This is a genomic window from Leisingera sp. NJS201 (genome assembly GCF_004535885.1).
Taxonomy (GTDB): Bacteria; Pseudomonadota; Alphaproteobacteria; order Rhodobacterales; family Rhodobacteraceae; genus Leisingera.
The window spans coordinates 171,142-189,038 of sequence record NZ_CP038234.1 but is presented as its reverse complement, the minus strand read 5'-3'; the positions used below and the strand labels follow the sequence as shown (position 1 = coordinate 189,038).

Sequence of the window (17,897 nt, the reverse complement as noted above, 5' to 3'; positions counted from 1 at the left end):
TATCATGGACATTTTGCCAATGACCGGCGGGCTAGGTGCGGAAATCCTGGGGGCGGATATCCGCCGCAGAGAGGATTTCAGCGCCATCCGGGACGCATTTGCGGAATACTCGGTGATTGTGCTGCGGGGGCAGACCGCCGGACCGGCGGATCACCTGGCCTTTGCCCGCCGTTTTGGACCTGTGAATGTCAACCGGTTCTTCAAGCCGGTCGAGGGCCACCCGGAAATCGCCACGGTCCTGAAAGAGAAGGACCAGACAGAGGCCGTTGGTGAAGGATGGCATACCGATCATTCCTATGATCAAGAACCGGCGATGGGCTCTATTCTTCACGCCATCGAGATGCCGCCCTATGGCGGCGACACGCTGTTTGTCTCCATGCGTGCCGCCTATGAAGCACTCTCAGAACCGATGCGCCGGTTTCTTGATGGTCTGACGGCTGTACATTCCTCGCGGCATGTGTTCGGCGCCGCCGCGATGGACAGCGAGGCCGTAAAATCGGGCCGTCTGGGCAATGCAGAGGCCGCCACCCAGGATGTCCGTCATCCGGTGGTCATCACCCATCCGCTGAGCGGACGGCGTGGCCTTTTTGTGAACCCGGTCTTCACCACCCGCATTGAAGGGCTGAACCCGGAAGAATCCTCGGCGCTTCTGGCCATGCTTTATGCCCACTGCCAGCAACCGGAGTTTCAATGCCGCGTGCGCTGGCGGGCCGGTGACATTACCATGTGGGATAACCGCGCCACCTGGCACAAGGCGATCAATGACTATCACGGCTTCCGCCGCCTGATGCACCGTGTCACCGTCGAGGGCTGCCCGCTTGCCTCCGCCCCCGCGGCCTGCCCCCTGATGAAAGCTCAGTTATGACCAGCAATAGCCCCCAGGCAGTATCCGCCCGGCCCAGTGTCATCCTGATCCTGGCGGACGACATGGGGTTTGCCGACCTTGGCTGCACCGGGTCTGAAATCCAGACCCCCAACATCGATGCGCTTGCGCGTGGGGGTGTGATGCTGTCTGCGATGTACAACTGTGCCCGCTGCTGCCCGACACGGGCGTCGTTGCTGACTGGGCTTTACCCGCATGATGCCGGCGTCGGGCATATGGGTGCCAATCTGGGCTCGCCTGCCTACCAGTGGTTCCTGCGCAACGACAGCGCCACAATTGCCGAGCATCTGCGCGCCAGCGGCTATGCCACGCTGATGTCCGGGAAATGGCACGTGGCAGGCGACTTCGCCCCCCGCAGCGTAGACCACTGGCGGATCGGCGATGTTGAGCATCCAACCCCGCGCCAGCGCGGCTTTGACCGTTTCTACGGAATCATGGACAGGGCGACGCATTTCTTTTCGCCGCATTACATGCTGGAGGATGACAGCCGGGTCGAAACCTTCCCGGATGTTTTCTACTTCACCGACGCCATCACCCATAAGGCCATCGGCATGATTGAAGGCGCGGTGGCGGACGAAAAACCCTTCTTTCTCTACCTCGCCCATACTGCGCCGCACTGGCCGCTGCATGCCCACCCAGAGGACATTGCAAAATACGACGGCGTCTATGCCAAAGGCTGGGACCGTATCCGCACCGCGCGCCATGAAACGATGAACGGTCAAGGTGTGTTCCAGCGCAGCTGGGACATCTCCCCGCGTGACAGCACCGTGCATGGCTGGGAACAGGAAAAGAACCGGGATTGGGAAGCCAGCAAGATGGCCACCTATGCGGCGATGGTGGACCGCATGGATCAGTCGGTTGGCACGTTGATCGCGGCCCTGAAACGGCTCGGGCAGTTCGACAACACGCTGATCCTCTTCCTGAGCGACAACGGCGGCTGCGCCGAGTTCATGGCTGAGGACGGCTGGGCGAAATTCTACCCGGACAAAACCCACGACGGGAAGCAGATCACCATGGGCAATGTGACCGGCCTGCGTCCGGGCGATGCCCAGACCTTCCAGAGCTATGACAAGCCCTGGGCCAATGTCTCCAATGCGCCGTTCCGCCTGTACAAGCATTATGTGCATGAAGGCGGCATCTCGACCCCTCTGGTGGCCCATTGGCCGGAGGGGTTCACACCGCGCGGCATCGCCCATGCGGCCTGTCACGTGGCCGATATCCTGCCGACCATCCTGGAAGCCGCCGGCGCCGCCTATCAGACCGAGGTCGGCAGCCATGAGATCCAGCCTCTGCAAGGAGAGTCGCTGCTGGGTCTCTTTCAGGGCAAAGACTGGCGGCGTGAACAGCCGATCTTCTTTGAGCACGAGGGCAACGCCGCGATCCGGCTAGGCCAGTTCAAGCTGGTTCGGCTGCATGATTGCACTTGGGAGCTTTACGACATCGAAGCCGACCGCACCGAACTAACCGACCTTGCGGGCCGCAACACCGCCCTTGAGAAAGATCTGATCCGCCAGTAGCAGGCTTGGGCGCTAACCACCGGTGTCCTGGACTGGAACGAAGCGCTGCCGAAACTTCTGGCGGCGTGGAAGATGGAAAGTGCAAATGGCTGAAGCTGATGGTTAAGCTGCTTCTTGGGGCCCCTTAAAAAAGTCGGCTTGTCCCGCGCAGTGTGAGTTTGCGGCTGGCGTGGTGATTGGCAGCTGAAGATCTCGCGGGCTGCTTTCCTCCTGTCCTTCCTGCCAATTTTAGAATGTGATCGCTGACGAGACCGCGATCGCTTGTACAGAAGTCAGCCGCGCCTCCGTTTCGATCTAGCGCGCCTGGCATATTCCGTTTGATTGGTCCGCCTGCCATCCGGAAGACACGAGGTCTTCCGAAGTGAAAATCAGGGAAGGCTTCGCCACTGGCGGAACAGGAGGCGCGAGCGGGAATGTTGGAGACACGAAGAAGGAAAGGTTCTGTCGCAAATGGCAAAACTATGTGTCGCCCGACATTACATGTGTGGGGCGACACATAGTTTTACCCTTTTCAGGAAGCCTAATCGTTGGTTTCAAAGGGAAATTCTGACGATCAGCGCAGCGAATTTGCCTTTTGCGACTCGTAGGTCTTCCATTCGGCGCTATGAACCAGATTTCTAGATCAGTTGTTATTCTGCTGTTTGATCGTCCTCAGCGGCGCAGAATGCATCCAAAGTCATGAGAACATCTGCCAGTTCTGCTTTCACGCGCTTGAGACGTTCTGTCGTCATCGATTCGTTGCGCCCAGCCAGTTCAAGGACGACGGCAAGCACCGTGTCTGAATGCCTCATAAGTTCAATAAGATATTCAGCCGTTGGTCCGTAAGAACCGGATTGAGCTACTCCCCAATTGTTGGACAGGTTCTGGCGTAATTTAAGCTACTCTCTGCTCCTGCTGATCGGGTTGGGTTTTGTGTTTTCTCAGCCAATAGACCACGGCCGGGGGTTTGCCGCCAAGGGCGGAATGTGGGCGTTTTCGGTTGTAGAACTCGATCCACTTTCCGACGCCGACCTTCGCCTCTGATCCGGTCTCCCAAGCATGCAAGTAGACGCATTCGTATTTCAGGCTCCGCCAAAGCCGCTCGACGAAGATGTTATCGAGGAACCGGCCTTTGCCATCCATCGAGATGCGCACACCGGATCGCCACAGCCTGTCCGTCCAGGCGAAGGACGTGAACTGGCTGCCCTGATCTGTATTCATGATCTCGGGCGGGCCGAACTTGTGGATGGCCTCGTTCAGCGCCTCGACACAGAAGTCCGCTTCCAGCGTGTTCGAGATGCGCCAGGCCAGCACCTTGCGCGTGTGCCAGTCAATGATCGCCACCAGATACAGGAACCCCTTGCGCATTGGCAGATAGGTGATGTCCGCCGCCCAGACCTGGTTCGGGCGCCCCACCCGCAGACCACGCAGCAGATAGGGGTAGGTCTTGTGCCCCTTCGCAGCCCTGCCCCCTCTCGCACATGCTTTGCATGTGCTGCCGGGCAGCGGGTGTTGGGCTTCTGGTAGATCGGCATGAGCCCCATCACCCTCATCAGCCGCCTGATCCGCTTTTCGTTCACCAAATGACCTTCATTGCGCAGATGCCAAGTCATCTGCCGCACACCGAAGAACGGCGTTTCCAGGAACTGTTCGTCGATCCGGCGCATCAGCATCAGGTTCAGAGCCGTCTCGCCTTTGGGCTGATAATAGAACGACGACCGCGAGATCGACAGCAGCTTGCACTGCTTGCTAATGGGCAGATTGGCATTGGCAGGCTCGATCATTTTCCTCCTCACTTGCCGATCCACGGTTTGAGCTTTCGTGACAAAAAATCGTTGGCAACGGCCAGCTCCCCAATCTTGGCGTGCAGCTCTTTGACCTGTTCTTCGTCAATCTCCTGGGGCTTCCTGCCGCCGCGCTTGAACACGCCGGACGCGCCCTCCAGAAGAGCCCGCTTCCAGCTGTGGATCATCGTTGGGTGAACGCCAAACTGGCTCGCCAGCTCAGCAACAGTCCGCTCGCCCTTCAGAGCCTCAAGCGCGACTTTCGCTTTGAAATCGGGCGAATGGTTCTTCCGTTTCGACATCTCTGATCTCCTCTTCGTCGAAGATCAGCAGACAGCAAATCGCAGCTTACGTCAGTGTCCGAAATTCAGGGGGTAGCTCAGATATCCAGTTTTTCACCGTTCGTTCACTCGCTCCAGTCCACCGCATGGTTGCTTTCGCCGCCTGGCCCGCACCGCCGAGTTCTTGTGACAGAGCTGAGCTGATCGCCTGTCGGTATTCTGACGCGAAAACGCGCCCTTCGCATTCTCGATGAAACGACTTGCCCTTTTTATGCAACATGTTTCCGCCCCTCTCCCATTAAGATTGAGAAAGGAATCGCAGAGATCCCGCGCAGATTTGCGAACTTGGATGATGGAGGGCGGCAACATTGAGCTGGCCAGATGCTGATCAAAAAGAAGAAAATCGTCGCAAGGCAGCGCATTATGTGCGCATGTCGACCGAGCATCAGCGCTACTCGACAGAAAACCAGGCGGACGCGATCCGACGATACGCGATGACTTTTGACGTGCCCCCCGCTGTTCCCTCGCTCATGACGAGAGTCTGCGGGTTTGTGCTCTGAACCCCAACCTTGGACCGCCGGAAGCTGGATTTTTCCGGCTCTGTCACGATGACGGGCTAGTGACGCCATCGGAATAGTGCATGGCGATCGGTACGTTGTATCCGATCGCACTGTGAGGTCTGTCCTCGTTATAGTGTCTACGCCAATCCTCCAGCTTTTCGCGGGCGTCCGCAAGGCTCATGAACCAATGGGCGTTCAGGCATTCCGCCCGGAGCTTGCTGTTAAATGCTTCGATGAACCCGTTGTCCGTGGGTTTTCCAGGCCGTGAGAAGTCCAACGTGACATGGTTGGCGTAGGCCCAAAGATCCATATCGCGCGAAATGAACTCGCTGCCGTTGTCGACACTGATCGTTTTCGGATAGCCGATCCGCCCGCAGACCCGCTCGAGCGCTTGCACGACATCTTCGCCTCGATAGCTGAAGCGCGGATCAGCCGCCGGGCAAAGCCGCGAATGCGTGCCGACGATGGTCAGGATGCGGAGTCTTTTACCCAGGGCAAGCTGGTCGTGAACGAAGTCCATCGCCCAGGCATCGTTCGGCCCAGTGGCCTCCTGGCGGTCTTCTCTGAGCTTTGCCTTCACCCGGCGCTTCGGGTGCTTGTTCCTGAGCTGCAGGCCCAACTCGTTGTAAATCCTGCGGGTCTTCTTCATATTGATGATCCACCCCTCCCGTGTCAGAAGCACATGGACGCGCCTGTAGCCATAGCGCACACGCGTTTCTGCAATCTCCTTGATCCGCCGCTCGACGGCAGCCTGGTCCGTCCGCCGGAGCTTGTAGTGGTCGGTAGAGGTGTCGAAGCAGATGGCCCCGTCGCCGGTGGTCGCTCGGACCAATGGCGCAACCACCGGCAACCCCTCCGGATCGACACGCCCCAGTCGACGCACATCCCGGTGACGATCTCGCGCAAACGGCCAGGCTCCAGAGCTTTCGCCGAATGACATCCTGAAGCATTTCCCGGTCCAGTGTCAGATCGGCTACGATCTTCTTCAGCCGGGTGTTTTCATCCTCCAGCGCTCTCAGCCGGCGCATCTCGTCCGGCAGAAGACCCCCGTATTTTTTCTTCCAGTTGAAGTACGTCGCCTGGCTGATCCCCGCCTTGCGGCAGATCTCCGCGACTGGCGTGCCTTGCTCGCCCTGCTTCAGGATGAACGCCTTCTGCACCTCCGTGAACTTCGATGCTTTCATGCGATTCCGCTCCTCTCCCAGCCAGGGAAACTTAGCGGAAAACTCCAGCTTCATACGGTCCAGTTTTCAGGGGGGCAGAGCATTTGATTTTGGTAGTCGTCGGTTTCGGGCTTGGCAAGCGCGGCGGGCGCGGAGCCCTCAAATAGCTCATGCACCTGCCGCGCTTGCTTTGGCGTTCTGTTCCCCAGCGAAGAGTGCGGCCTGACGTTGTTATAATCGTAACGCCACAGCGCCAGTTTGCGGCGGGCATCGTCCAGGGTATCGAACAGCTCTTCATTGAGGAGTTCGTCCCGCAGACTGCCGTTGAATGACTCGATTGATCCTCCCCCACTGAAGTGGTCCGCCCGTATAGTCAGGAAACGGAGGATCGAATATGGGAATAAAGCGACACAAGCCGGAAGAGATTGTCACGAAGTTACGGCAGGTTGAGGTGCTATGCGGCCAAGGGATGCCGCGTGTTGATGCCATCCGCCAGGTGCAGATAACCGAGCAGACGGTTTACCGCTGGCGTAAGCAATATGGCGGCATGGGACCCGAGCAACTGACAGAACTCAAACGGCTCCAGAAAGAGAATGATCGCTTGCGCCGAGCCGTGTCCGACCTGACGCTGGACAAGCTGATCCTATCGGAGGCCGCACGGGGAGTGATGGCCGTCTAGGAATTGATCCTGTGGATCAATTCAGGCCTGAACGGGCGGAGCCCCTGAGCCCTTCGCGTCGCCGTGCTTGCATTGACCATGTGCAAAGTCAGCTCCACATCTCAGAGCGGCGGGCCTGCCGAGTGTTGCGTCAGAATCGTTCGACGCAGCGCAAAGCTCCGAGGGGCCGTGCCGATGAAGACCGGCTGGTTGCCGACATGATTGAATTGACCAGGCAATATGGCCGCTACGGTTATCGCCGGATTGCGGCTTTGCTGCGAGATGCGGGCTGCCCCCTCCCGGCAGATTGCTTCGCAATCGCCTGCCGGGCAACGGGTGAACGACAAGCGTGTTGAACGCCGATGGAGGCGTGAGGGGCTTAAAGTGCCAATGAAGCAGCCCAAGAAAGGGCGGCTCTGGCTGAACCCTCTCGGGACATTGCTTCGCAATGCCCTGCCGGGCAGTGGACGGTTCATGCATTCGATTACGGCCAGAGTATCGCAACCATGTCTGGTCGTATGACGCTCGCCATTGTCACTCGGACCAATGGCGTTCCCAATGGCTCGATGCATCATCGAACCGATGATGGGAAAGCGTTCCGAACGCTCAACATCCTGGATGAACACAGCCGGGAATGTCTGGCGATCCGGGTGAAGCGCAAGCTGAACTCGACCGAGGTCATCGACGCGCTTACCGACCTGTTCATCCTGCGCGGCGTGCCTGCGTACATTCGGTCAGATAATGGCCCGGAGTTCATAGCTCAGGCCGTTCGGGCCTGGATCGCAGCGGCCGGTGCCAGAACGGTCTACATCGAGCCCGGCTCGCCTTGGGAGAACGGATACTGCGCGAGCTTCAACGCCCGCCTCAGGGATGAACTGCTGAACGGGGAGGTCTTCTACAGCCTGCGAGAGGCGCAAATTCTGATTGAAAAATGGAGGAAGCACTACAACACGAAACGACCACATAGTGCCCTGGGCTACCGCCCACCGGCCCCGGAAACCATCGTCCCGATGAAACCCAGGCCAATCATGCACTAACATTCAAACTGGACCACTTAAGTGGGGCTGATCAAAAGGGAAGGTGCTGTCCCAAAAGGACAAGCTATGTGTCGCTTCACAACATGTGTCAAACGTCAGGCAAAACTGACCCGATGATGACTGTTTTTAAGGACAAATTGCCTGCACCTGCCAAGCATTTCCACCCCAATTGTCAAGCATTTCTGACCCAAGCCAAGCCGTTTTTCGCTGCAAACGCAGCCAAGGCGCCATCCTGTGTCCTCTTTGCGCAGGCAGCTGACGTTGCTGCTTCATGCAGTGGACGGCAGCTTCGAGCCCAAACCACCGGGTGCTGCTCAATGCACGAAAGGTCAGAAATCGAGCAAAGTTGTCCTTGGCCGTGGCTGCGTCAGCCCAAGGGAATCTTCTTCGTTCGTTTGATCTTCTTCAGAGCGGCAACTAAAGAGCGGGCATTCGAGTTCAACGTTTCTTTACTGGCTGTTCAACCATCGGCCCATTCTTGGGATGCAATATATTTTTTTGGCTCATCCCATTCGCAGCGCCAGGGCCTGCGACAGCACGCACATCAGTTCGAACATCAGTGACACTCCCAGCCATGCGGTACCGCCGGACTCGTCAAAGGGCGGCGACACTTCCACCAGATCGGCGCCGATCAGGGTGACGCCCGCCAGTTCGCGGATCACCTGCTGCGCCTGAAAGCTGTTGGGGCCGCCGATTTCCGGCGTACCGGTGCCGGGCGCATAGGTGGGATCGACAAAATCGATGTCATAGGTGCAATAGGCGGGCTGGCTGCCCAGAATGCTGCGCACCTCTGCCATCACCTCCTTGATGCCGCGGTCGAACAGCTCTTCCACGCGGATGATGCGGATGCCCTGCTCCAGGCCCCATTCGATGTCCTCAGTGTTATAGGCGGTGCCGCGGATACCGACCTGGACAAAGCGTTTCGGGTCAACCAGCCCTTCTTCCACCGCGCGGCGGAACGGGGTGCCGTGGGTGTATTTGCAGCCGCCGAAATAGCTGTCGAAGAGGTCAGTGTGGCTGTCGAACTGGACCAGCCCCAACGGGCCGCCCTGGGCCAGAGCGCGCAGGATCGGTAAGGTAATCAGGTGATCGCCGCCCGCGGTCATCGGGGTGATGCCCTGCTGTTTCAAGCCGGTGTAAAAGGCGGTGATGCGGTCCAGATTGTCCGGGATGTCCACCGGGTTGGGCGGCACGTCGCCCAGGTCGGCGCAGTTGACGGCGGCGAAGGGGCTGATGCCGGTGACCGGGTTCATCGCCCGGATCATGGTGGAGTAATCGCGCAGCTGCCGCGGCCCGTGGCGGGCGCCGGGGCGGTTGGTGGTGCCGCCATCCCAGGGCACTCCCACCAGCCCCATCTGGACGTCGCTGAAACGGGGGTGCTCTGGCGTCAGCAACGGCAGCCGCATGAAGGTGGGCACCCCGGCAAAGCGCGGAAGGTCCATGGCTGAGACCGGCTGAAAGAAGGTGTCGCCTTGCTGGGTCATGCTGTTGCTCCGTTCTTCACGTTTTCCGCAATCATCGAAATCATCTCGAACATGATGGCCGAGGCGGTCAGGGCGGTGATTTGGTTCGGGCTGTCCTTGGTCGGCATCATACAGACGATATCGCCGCCAACGATATTCATGCCGCGCGCGCTGTGAAGCAGCGCCACGGCTTCGTCGATATCAAACCCCTTTTCGCCCGGCTCCAGATTGGACACTGCCGGCGCAATCGCAGGGTCAAGGCAATCAAGGTCAAAGGTGATGTAGACCGGCTTGCCCGCCATCACTTCCCGGATCTGCGCGATCACGTCCTCCAGCCCGCGTTTGCGGAATTCCTTCATGGTGACGATGTTGTAGCCGTAGTCATAAGACGGCTGCAGCCAGTCGAGCGTGCGGGGATGGCCGCGCAGCCCAATCTGCATGGAATGATGCGGGTCTACCTTGCCCTGATCAGCCAGATAGGCGCCCCAATGAGCGGCGGATTTCTTGGCGCCCAGGAAGTGGTCGACTTTGGTGAAGACGTCCGTATGGGCATCGAAATGCAGGAAGCAGACCGGCTCGCCCTTGCTGATCTGGCCGCAGCCGATAGCCTGCACGATGCCGCCGGTGATCGAGTGGTCGCCACCGACAGAGACAGGCCGGGCGCCTGCGGCATCGACCTTCTGGTAGAAGCGGGTGATCTGCTCGATGCAGTCTTCGTTGTCATTGGCGCGCGGGAAAGGCACATCGCCGACATCGGTGATTTTGGCGGCTTCCCAGGGGTTCAGCTGGAACTCACCGTGCATCCGCCGCCCGACCGCCGAAACATTGCGCAGCGCGCGCGGGCCCAGATGCTGGTCGCGCTCGGTGGTGCCGTTGCCGGTGGAATGGGGCACGCCAACCAGGGCGATATCCTGGCCCTGCGGGCCTTCATTGGGGCAGCGGAACAGGGTGGGGATGCCCCACCAATAGAGGTTCTCCATCATGGATTTCAGGTGTTCGTCAGCCATGAGCAGTCTTTCGGGGTTAGAGGGAAAAGGGCCCCGATGCTAAAGTTGCGGCACCGGGGCAGTCCGGGACAGCCCGGGGGAGGGTTCAGTTTTCGCCGGATCTCCTGCGGTAGGCGCCCTGTGCGATACGGTCAATCACCATGGCGCAGAGAAGGATGGCGAGACCGCCCAGCAGACCCTGGCCCTTGGCCGCGTATTGCAGCGCTTCCAAGATCAGGGCGCCTAAGCCTTCGGCACCGATCAGCGAGGCGATCACCACCATCGACAGCGACATCAGGATGGTCTGATTGATGCCGGTCATGATCGAAGGCAGTGCCAGCGGCAGCTCGACATTGAGCAACAACTGGCGGCGCGAGCAACCGAATGCGACGGCGGCTTCCTTGGTCGTCTCTGGCACGCCGCGCATGCCCAAAGCGGTCAGGCGAATCACCGGCGGCATGGCAAAGATCAGCGTTGCCAGCACACCCGGCGGCTTGCCGGTGCCAAAGAAGGCGATGATCGGGATCAGGTAGACGAAAGCGGGCATGGTCTGCATGAAGTCCAGCACCGGTTCCGCGATGGCATAGGCACGTTTGGACTTACCGAACCAGATGCCCAGCGGAATGCCGATTGCCACACACAGAAAGGCGCCGGCACCAATCAGCGCCACAGTGATCATTGCCAGCTCCCACAGCCCCATGAAGGCGAGGTAAGCAAGTGAGGCAGCGGTAAAGATCGCCACCCGCGGCCCGGCCAAGCGCAGCGCCATGATGACGGTTACAAACATCACCACCGGCCAGGGGGTCTGAATCAGCAGCACCTCCAGCCCATCCAGAACCCAGCGGATACCCGCGGTCACCCCGTCGAACACATTGCCAAAGTTGTTGGCCAGCCAGTCGAACCCGGCATCGCCTTTCTTGGACAGCGCGGCGAAGTATTCCCTGCCGACCGGGAATTCGGTGATCGGCAAGCGTTCCCCCAGCAGCCCGCCGGTGACGCTGGCCATCGCCTCATCCGGCTTGGCGACGGTGAAGCGCACGAGCGTCAGCGGCCAGATTGCCAGCAACCCGATGGCACCGAAGATCAGCCCGCTGCGGTTCATGCCTGACTGTGCCTTCTGACCCGAACGCCAGCGCAGATACTGTGCCTCAAATGCGGTGTTGGCATAGAAACCTTCAGCCAGCTTGATCGCAACCATCAGCGCGAGGCCGGTCAGAAGAATAGCGATTGCGGTGCTGTTGGCAGCATTGGCAGCCTCCAGCGCCTTGTCGGCGGCGGCGCGCAGGTTATCGGCAATCTTCAGCTTGGCAGCCGCGCCGGCGGCGTCCCCGGCGGCGGTCAGATCCGCGGCCTGGGCCTCGCGTTTGGCGATGTTGGTGAGCAGCCGCTCATAGCGGACCAGATGTTCGGCGCCCAGCTCCCCCCACAGGCCGCGGCCGATCTGCACGAGGGCAAACAGCTCCAGTACCAGGAACATCCAAAAGAAGCCCCAGGCGCCGCGCGCAGCCCCCCACAGCGGACCGCAGATAGCGGCCATGGCGTTCCAGGACCAGGCAAAGCCGGTCTTGCCCTGGATACGGGCAAATTCTCGGGCATAGTACGGCCCGTTTTCAACCGCGAACTCTTCGACACTGAGACCGCGTGATTCAAACGAAGTATCCTTCATGCCTTGCCTCCCTGAATGCCCTTCAGCAGCGTGGCGCGGTCGACGACGCCGATGTCGGCGCCATCGTCGCCGGTGATGACAATCACGTTCTCTGTTGAGGTCGCGATATCGATCAGCTGGTCCAGATCGGTGCCGTGATGCGCCCGCGGGCTTTCGTCGAAATCCACCGAGCGGGTAGGTGTGTATTCGCTGATCGGCACCATGATTGAATGGGCAAAGACCAGTTTCAGTTTCGAGATGCCCTCGACAAAGTCGCGCACGTAATCGTCGGCAGGCTGGGTGACGATTTCTTCCGGCGTGCCGATCTGCACGATGCGGCCGTCCTTCATGATGGCGATGCGGTTGCCGATCCGAATCGCCTCATCCAGATCGTGGGTGATGAAGACGGTGGTTTTGTTCAGCTCAGCCGAGAGCTTCATGAACTGGTCCTGCAACTGGCGCCGGATAAGCGGATCGAGTGCCGAAAAGGGCTCGTCCATCAAAAGCACATCGGGATCCGACGCCAATGCCCGGGCCAGCCCGACCCGCTGCTGCATACCGCCTGACAGCTCACGCGGGAAACGGTCTTCGAAACCGGTGAGATTGACCTTGTCCAAACAGCGCTGGGAGACGTCCCAGCGGGTGGATTTCGGCTCGCCGCGCACCTGCAGCGGAAAGCCGACATTGTCGCGCACGGTGCGGTGCGGCAGCAGCGCCATATGCTGGAACACCATGCCGATGTTCATCGCCCGCATTTCGCGCAAGGCAGCGTCTGGCAGGGTCAGCATATCCCGGCCCATCACCGAGATATTGCCCGCAGTAGGCTCAATCAGCCGGTTCAGGTGGCGTACCATGGTGGATTTGCCGGAGCCCGACAGCCCCATCACGCAGAAGATCTCGCCGCGCTTCACCTCAAAGGACACATCGGCGATGCCGACCACACAGTTGAATTCCGCCAGCACTTCGGCCTTGCCCAGGCCGCGCTCACGGATCGCCGCCATCGCGGCATCGGCATTGTTCCCGAATATTTTCCACACGCCGTCCAGCGTGATCACATTGTCAGTCATCAGTTCAGTCTCCGGATGTCCCGGTTCGTTTGGCGGGCAGCGCTGCCGCCCGCCTGTGACCCTTGGGTTCCGGCAGTTTACTGGAACCAGGAGTCCACCAGATCGGCGTTTTCATCGACCCATTTGCGGGCGAATTCAGCCGGATCCTGGCCATCCACCGACAGCGCATAGACCACCGCGTTCACCTGCTCCGTCGTCAGCCTCGCCTTGCCCAGCATTTCCGCTGCTTCGGGCTGGCTGTCGGAGAGACCAGCGGCATAGAACACATGCAGCTTGGCTGCGTCCCAAGCTGTGCCCGCTTTGGAGTTCTCCAGCCAGTTTGGGTCATCGGTCGGCTGTTTTACGTCCCATTCACCGGCGTCGTAGGCGGGCTCGCTCAGCGGCACCAGATCATAGAGCGAGAACATGTGGTGCGGCGTATAGCAGTAAAAGACGATGTTCTGACCCTGCGCCACCGCGTTGTCGACCTGGGCCAGCGCCAGGGTTTCGTCCATTTCCATCAGGTTCATGGTTTCGGCGTAGCCATAGGATTTGGCGCGGATCTTTTCGACATTGGTCGAGGCCCAGCCTGCGCCGCCAATCCACATCTCGCCGCGTCCGTCGCCGTCTGTGTCAAAGTTGGCGGCCATGTCCGGATCGGTCAGATCGCTGAGCGCCAAAATTCCGGTACGCTCCTGAGTGTCTTTTGTGACGCAGATCTGCTGGTCGGACAGTACGGCGTTCGGGTTCAACGCCACGGTGCCCTTGCCGGAAACGAAGGTGTCATGGAGGTTTTGCTGATTGGGCAGCCAAACCTCCGGGTGCACATGCATAGCGCCGGAATCCATTGCCTCGAAGATGATCGGGTTTGTGCCGTTCTGCAGCTCCACCGAGAGGCCCAGATTGTCCTCCAGAGCTACCTTCAGGATGTGCGCGGTGCCACGGACAGAGGCCCAGTTCGGCACCCCGATCACTACATCCTGCGCCATGGCAGTGCTGCCGAGGGCGGCGGCCAATGTGGCGGCTGCCAGAGTCTTTGTCGTCTTCATGTTTCTTCTCCCATGTTGGTTGGCCACTTTGTTTTTGATTGTGCGTCCGGCGCGTGATCAGGATGCCAGGACCATTTGTCTTGAAAGGGTCAGGGCGGCTTGCAACAGCACGTTGCAACCGGCCTCCAGGTGGTCAGGATCGGCCCATTCGGCTTCGTTATGGCTGAGCCCGTCGCGGCAGGGCACAAAAACCATCGCGGCGGGCACCTTGCGGGCGACTTGGCAGGCGTCATGGCCTGCGCCCGACACCATCCGGCGCCAGGGCAATCCGCTGTTCTTGGCCGCGGCTTCGATTGCGCCGACACAGTTACCGTCGAACTTCACTGGCGGGTTGTGCCAGATCATGTCCAGCACGACCTTTGCCTCTTGCTCCTCGGCGGCGGCGCGGCGGATGGCGTTGTCCATGCCGCCTAGAACCGCGTCGTCGGGATGGCGGACGTCGATGGTAAAGCGCACTTCGCCAGGGATGGTGTTGCGGGAATTGGGGCTGACGTGCACCTCACCCACGGTGCCGACGCCGTCGGGGCCATAGGCCAGGGCGATCCGCTGCACCTCCTGAACCAGCCGCGCCGCCGCCACCAGCGCATCGCTGCGCCCTTGCATCGGGGTGGAGCCGGAATGGGCATCACGCCCGGTGACGGTGACATCATACCAGCGCTGGCCCTGGCCGCCGGTGACCACACCTATCACCTCTTCATTGGCTTCCAGCACCGGGCCCTGCTCGATATGGCCTTCCAGAAAGGCGCCGAACTGGTGGGCACCGCAGGGTTCGGAGCCTGCATAGCCGATCCGCTCCAGCTCATCGCCAAAGCTCAAGCCCTCGGCGTCTTCGCGGCTGAGGGCGAATTCCAGATCAAACAGCCCGGCATAGACGCCCGAGCACAGCATGGCGGGCGCAAAGCGGGCGCCTTCCTCGTTGGTCCAATTGACGATTTCGATCGGGGCATCGGTTTCCAACCCCAGATCGTTCAGCGTGCGAACCACCTCCAGGCCCGCCAGCACGCCATAGACACCGTCGAACTTGCCGCCATGCGGCTGGGTGTCCAGATGGCTGCCGATGGCGATGGGCAGGGCATCCGGGTCGCGGCCCTCGCGGCGGGCAAACATGTTGCCCAGCCGGTCGTAGGTAACGGTGCAGCCTGCGTCCTCGCACCAGCGGGTGAACAGTTTGCGCGCCTCCAGATCGCCGTCCGACAGCGTCAGCCGGCCGCAGCCGCCGCCCGGCAGGGCATCAATCCTGGCCATCTCCATGATGCTCTGCCACAGCCGGGCGCCGTTTATGCGGTGGTTGCTGCTCATGCGCTTTGCGGGGCGTCTTCGCGGCAGAGCGCCTGGCTCAGGCAATGGACGCCGCCGCCGCCCAGGGTGAACATCGACATGTCGGGGTCGTAGACCTCGAACCCAAGTGCGCGCATCTTGGCGTTCAGATCCTTGGCGCCGGCCATCGACAGCACCTTGCCGTCCCCCAGTGCAACCAGGTTCACGCCCAGGTTCTTGGCCTCGGCATAGGAGACGTCGACGATCTCGATGCCCCAGCCCTTGACGATGTCCACCAGCCAGGGTTCCATTGCGTCGATACAGGCCACTGCCAGTTTCTCCGCCAGCGGAACAATCAGCCCGTCCATATGCACAAATTCGCGGCTGATCGGGGCCACCACGGCCTCCCAGCCCTCGGCGCGGACAAACTCGGCGACCTGTTCGGAACCTTCTTTCTCGGAGCGCTCACCGCAATAGCCGATCAGCACCCGGCCCGGCTCGATGATGTTGAAGTCGCCGCCCTCGAAATGGCCCGCGGTGGCAAACTTCCAGATCGGGATATCGTTTTCCTGATAGAATTTGATCGCGGTGGCGTAATCCGCACGGCGGCATTTCAGCTGCATATGGCAGATCAGCGCGCCCCAGGGCGTCATGGCCGAGCTGTCGCGGGCAAAGAAATTGCGGTGCAGCACCTCGTCGCTGTCCAGATAGTGGCAGGTGACACCCGCCCCTCAAAGACCGATACCATCTCCGAGTGCTGCTTCATCGCCAGCTGCAGATCGAACTGCACGCCGGTCTTATCGGCATTGGCCAGGGTGCGGCCGATCAAGGGGCCGGCCTCGACCCATTTGAAATACTCCGGCTTGCCCAGCAGAACATCCGTCAGCTTGGCATAGTCGTTGTTGATCCCCCAGCGCTTGGCCATTGCAGTGCTTGCATCCATGCTGCTCAACCTCCCCGTCATTACATGCTTGGCAAACAGGATTGGCCGGGTTTTGTTTTTATTAAACCACAAACTAAAGGACTTAACTTCTACGTTTTTACAAGTATGGTGAGCTCATGCTGCCACCCGCCCTTTCCAAAGCCGATTTGCACCTGCTCTACGTGTTCTGCACGGTGGTGAAGGCGCGCGGGTTTTCGGCGGCGCAGATCACTTTGAATGTCTCGGCGTCGACCATATCGCGGCAGATTGCCGATCTAGAGACCCGGCTGGGCATGCGCCTGTGCCAGCGCGGCCGCAAGGGGTTCCGGCTGACCGACAAAGGCGAGATCGTCTATGCCGCCTCGCACAAGCTGTTTGCAGCGCTGGACCAGTTCGGCGAGACGGTGGACGGCACCCGCGGCAAGCTGGTGGGGCGGCTTTCGGTGGCGGCGATCGACAACTGGGTGTTCAACAACGAGGCGCCGATCATGGGTGCCTTGGGCGAATTCACCCGGATTGCGCCGCAGGTCGAGGTCGAAATACATTCCCTGGCGCCGGATGACATTGAGATGGCGGTACAGGATGCGCTGATCGCGCTGGGGGTTGGCGTGTTTCATAAGCACAAACCCGGTTTGATCTATGAGACCTTGGGGTTCGAACGGATCGGACTTTATTGCAGCCGCGGGCATCCGCTGTTCACGGCTGACACCCCTGCTCAGGTTGAGGATTTTCTGCCCCAGGCCAATTTCTGCAAGCGGGCCTATCTAAACGAAGACCTGGTGGCCCCGGTTTCGCGCGGGCTGCCCTCCAACGCCAGCGCGCATCAGATCGAAGGCATTGCCATGCTGGTCCTGACCGGCCGTTATATCGGCTACCTGCCGGAAAGCTTTGCCAATATCTGGGTGCGCGAAGGGCGGGTGCGCTCTGTGGGGGACGGCATGTTTGACCTGAAGTCCGAAATCAAGCTGGTGCGCAAGCGCGGCGTGGAGCCAAACCTTGTCGTGAAAACCTTCATCAAGCTTGTGAAGAAAAGCTGCGGGCCACTTAGACAAGAAAATTCACAAATTAGTTGAGACACTCAAGACTTGGTAAAGGCGGTGCTTCCTTCGGACGGCGGAGGTCAATTTGTTACCTAGCCGAAAGTCCACTCTTTAAAACCGAAACTGGCAGCTCGCTTTTGCAGAGAAGCCCCACTTCCCGTTTGAGTGGCCGTCAGCCGCAGTCGCAAAGCGGATGATCCTGCCGTTGGAGCGTGCGCAGCAAAAGGCAGCTTTGTCCGGCGCTTCGTAAATCTGCCGTCTCAAGTTTTCTGCATGGTCGACGAACGGCCGGTCTTCCCGCTGCCCTGCGGCGCTGACATCCGAGCGCCTGCGGCAAATCTCGCGCTGCGCGCGCTCGCAGCAAAGAAATCCAAGGTACAGGTTGGGCTCTTTTGGCACCTTCGCTGCCTACCGCATGAACGTTCGTTTTCTGGGTTTGGGTCAGAAACCTGACAAGAAGGTCAGCTTTGCTTGGCATCTGACAAATAGAAAAAGTGGCGGACCGAGGAGGATTCGAACCCCCGACCCCTTGATTCGTAGTCAAGTACTCTATCCAGCTGAGCTATCGGTCCACTGCCGCGGGGTGTAATCATAGCGCTGGAGAGTCGCAACCCCAAAACCCAAAAT

12 protein-coding genes, 1 tRNA gene and 4 pseudogenes are annotated in these 17,897 nt (G+C 60.1%); 5 read left to right on the top strand and 12 right to left on the bottom strand.

Annotated elements, in window-relative coordinates; all coding sequences use genetic code 11:
- The first annotated feature begins 4 nt into the window (after window positions 1-4).
- Both ETW23_RS00915 and ETW23_RS00910 read left to right on the top strand, forming a co-directional pair.
- Entirely contained in the window at window positions 5-865 is an 861-nt protein-coding gene (locus ETW23_RS00915) for a TauD/TfdA family dioxygenase (protein ID WP_134828826.1), read from the top strand.
- On the top strand, window positions 862-2,400 hold the full coding sequence (locus tag ETW23_RS00910; protein ID WP_247677007.1) for an arylsulfatase: 1,539 nt from the start codon (window positions 862-864) through the stop codon (window positions 2,398-2,400). Before ETW23_RS00915 ends, ETW23_RS00910 begins: the two co-directional genes overlap by 4 nt.
- A gap of 873 nt (window positions 2,401-3,273) precedes the next feature.
- Here ETW23_RS00910 and ETW23_RS00905 read toward each other — a convergent pair.
- Window positions 3,274-4,465: pseudogene (locus ETW23_RS00905) on the bottom strand (IS3 family transposase).
- 410 nt (window positions 4,466-4,875) lie between these two features.
- Between ETW23_RS00905 and ETW23_RS26640 the strand changes: the two are divergent.
- Complete coding sequence (locus ETW23_RS26640; RefSeq protein ID WP_368075903.1) at window positions 4,876-5,004, top strand: hypothetical protein; 129 nt, start codon at window positions 4,876-4,878, stop codon at window positions 5,002-5,004.
- Between the two features lie 46 nt (window positions 5,005-5,050).
- On the opposite strand, the pseudogene ETW23_RS00895 reads toward ETW23_RS26640, so the two are convergent.
- Window positions 5,051-6,188, bottom strand: a pseudogene (locus ETW23_RS00895) (transposase); the annotation flags it as partial.
- Between the two features lie 50 nt (window positions 6,189-6,238).
- A pseudogene (locus tag ETW23_RS00890) lies at window positions 6,239-6,505 on the bottom strand (transposase); the annotation flags it as partial.
- Window positions 6,506-6,561: 56 nt separating this feature from the next.
- Between ETW23_RS00890 and ETW23_RS00885 the strand changes: the two are divergent.
- Window positions 6,562-7,862 (top strand): annotated as a pseudogene (locus ETW23_RS00885) (IS3 family transposase).
- Window positions 7,863-8,365: 503 nt separating this feature from the next.
- Here ETW23_RS00885 and ETW23_RS00880 read toward each other — a convergent pair.
- The 8 genes from ETW23_RS00880 to ETW23_RS25550 form a co-directional block, all read right to left on the bottom strand.
- A complete protein-coding gene (locus ETW23_RS00880) occupies window positions 8,366-9,346 on the bottom strand; it encodes an agmatinase (protein WP_134828824.1) in 981 nt (326 codons plus the stop codon).
- Window positions 9,343-10,332, bottom strand: a complete 990-nt coding sequence (locus ETW23_RS00875; protein ID WP_134828823.1) for an arginase family protein — start codon at window positions 10,330-10,332, stop codon at window positions 9,343-9,345. Before ETW23_RS00875 ends, ETW23_RS00880 begins: the two co-directional genes overlap by 4 nt.
- Before the next feature lie 85 nt (window positions 10,333-10,417).
- Complete coding sequence (locus ETW23_RS00870; protein WP_134828822.1) at window positions 10,418-11,977, bottom strand: proline/glycine betaine ABC transporter permease; 1,560 nt, start codon at window positions 11,975-11,977, stop codon at window positions 10,418-10,420.
- Window positions 11,974-13,023: a glycine betaine/L-proline ABC transporter ATP-binding protein gene (locus ETW23_RS00865; RefSeq protein WP_134828821.1), complete on the bottom strand. Its 1,050-nt coding sequence runs from the start codon at window positions 13,021-13,023 to the stop codon at window positions 11,974-11,976. The genes ETW23_RS00870 and ETW23_RS00865 overlap by 4 nt, the downstream gene beginning before the upstream one ends.
- 77 nt (window positions 13,024-13,100) lie before the next feature.
- Window positions 13,101-14,051: a glycine betaine ABC transporter substrate-binding protein gene (locus ETW23_RS00860; protein WP_134828820.1), complete on the bottom strand. Its 951-nt coding sequence runs from the start codon at window positions 14,049-14,051 to the stop codon at window positions 13,101-13,103.
- A gap of 57 nt (window positions 14,052-14,108) precedes the next feature.
- A complete protein-coding gene (locus ETW23_RS00855; RefSeq protein ID WP_134828819.1) occupies window positions 14,109-15,350 on the bottom strand; it encodes a Zn-dependent hydrolase in 1,242 nt (413 codons plus the stop codon).
- Window positions 15,347-16,000 carry a dimethylarginine dimethylaminohydrolase family protein gene (locus tag ETW23_RS00850; RefSeq protein ID WP_254695106.1) on the bottom strand — a complete coding sequence of 218 codons (654 nt, stop codon included), beginning with the start codon at window positions 15,998-16,000 and terminating at the stop codon, window positions 15,347-15,349. The genes ETW23_RS00855 and ETW23_RS00850 overlap by 4 nt, the downstream gene beginning before the upstream one ends.
- Window positions 15,958-16,251 (bottom strand): hypothetical protein, encoded by a 294-nt coding sequence (locus ETW23_RS25550; RefSeq protein WP_254695105.1) that lies wholly within the window; start codon window positions 16,249-16,251, stop codon window positions 15,958-15,960. Before ETW23_RS25550 ends, ETW23_RS00850 begins: the two co-directional genes overlap by 43 nt.
- A gap of 116 nt (window positions 16,252-16,367) precedes the next feature.
- On the opposite strand from ETW23_RS25550, the gene ETW23_RS00845 reads away from it, so the two are divergent.
- Window positions 16,368-17,303 (top strand): LysR family transcriptional regulator, encoded by a 936-nt coding sequence (locus ETW23_RS00845; protein WP_134828818.1) that lies wholly within the window; start codon window positions 16,368-16,370, stop codon window positions 17,301-17,303.
- A 462-nt stretch (window positions 17,304-17,765) separates the two neighbouring features.
- Here ETW23_RS00845 and ETW23_RS00840 read toward each other — a convergent pair.
- A tRNA-Arg gene (locus ETW23_RS00840) sits at window positions 17,766-17,842 on the bottom strand.
- Window positions 17,843-17,897 lie beyond the last annotated feature (55 nt).

Bases quoted from the DNA above. Each gene is read 5' to 3' on its own strand.
- ETW23_RS00870 (WP_134828822.1), bottom strand. From the start codon at position 11,977: ATGAAGGATACTTCGTTTGAATCACGCGGTCTCAGTGTCGAAGAGTTC.
- ETW23_RS00875 (WP_134828823.1), bottom strand. From the start codon at position 10,332: ATGGCTGACGAACACCTGAAATCCATGATGGAGAACCTCTATTGGTGG.
- ETW23_RS25550 (WP_254695105.1), bottom strand. From the start codon at position 16,251: ATGGATGCAAGCACTGCAATGGCCAAGCGCTGGGGGATCAACAACGAC.
- ETW23_RS00865 (WP_134828821.1), bottom strand. From the start codon at position 13,023: ATGACTGACAATGTGATCACGCTGGACGGCGTGTGGAAAATATTCGGG.
- ETW23_RS00855 (WP_134828819.1), bottom strand. From the start codon at position 15,350: ATGAGCAGCAACCACCGCATAAACGGCGCCCGGCTGTGGCAGAGCATC.
- ETW23_RS00880 (WP_134828824.1), bottom strand. From the start codon at position 9,346: ATGACCCAGCAAGGCGACACCTTCTTTCAGCCGGTCTCAGCCATGGAC.
- ETW23_RS00910 (WP_247677007.1), top strand. From the start codon at position 862: ATGACCAGCAATAGCCCCCAGGCAGTATCCGCCCGGCCCAGTGTCATC.
- ETW23_RS00845 (WP_134828818.1), top strand. From the start codon at position 16,368: ATGCTGCCACCCGCCCTTTCCAAAGCCGATTTGCACCTGCTCTACGTG.
- ETW23_RS00915 (WP_134828826.1), top strand. From the start codon at position 5: ATGGACATTTTGCCAATGACCGGCGGGCTAGGTGCGGAAATCCTGGGG.
- ETW23_RS26640 (WP_368075903.1), top strand. From the start codon at position 4,876: ATGTCGACCGAGCATCAGCGCTACTCGACAGAAAACCAGGCGGACGCG.
- ETW23_RS00860 (WP_134828820.1), bottom strand. From the start codon at position 14,051: ATGAAGACGACAAAGACTCTGGCAGCCGCCACATTGGCCGCCGCCCTC.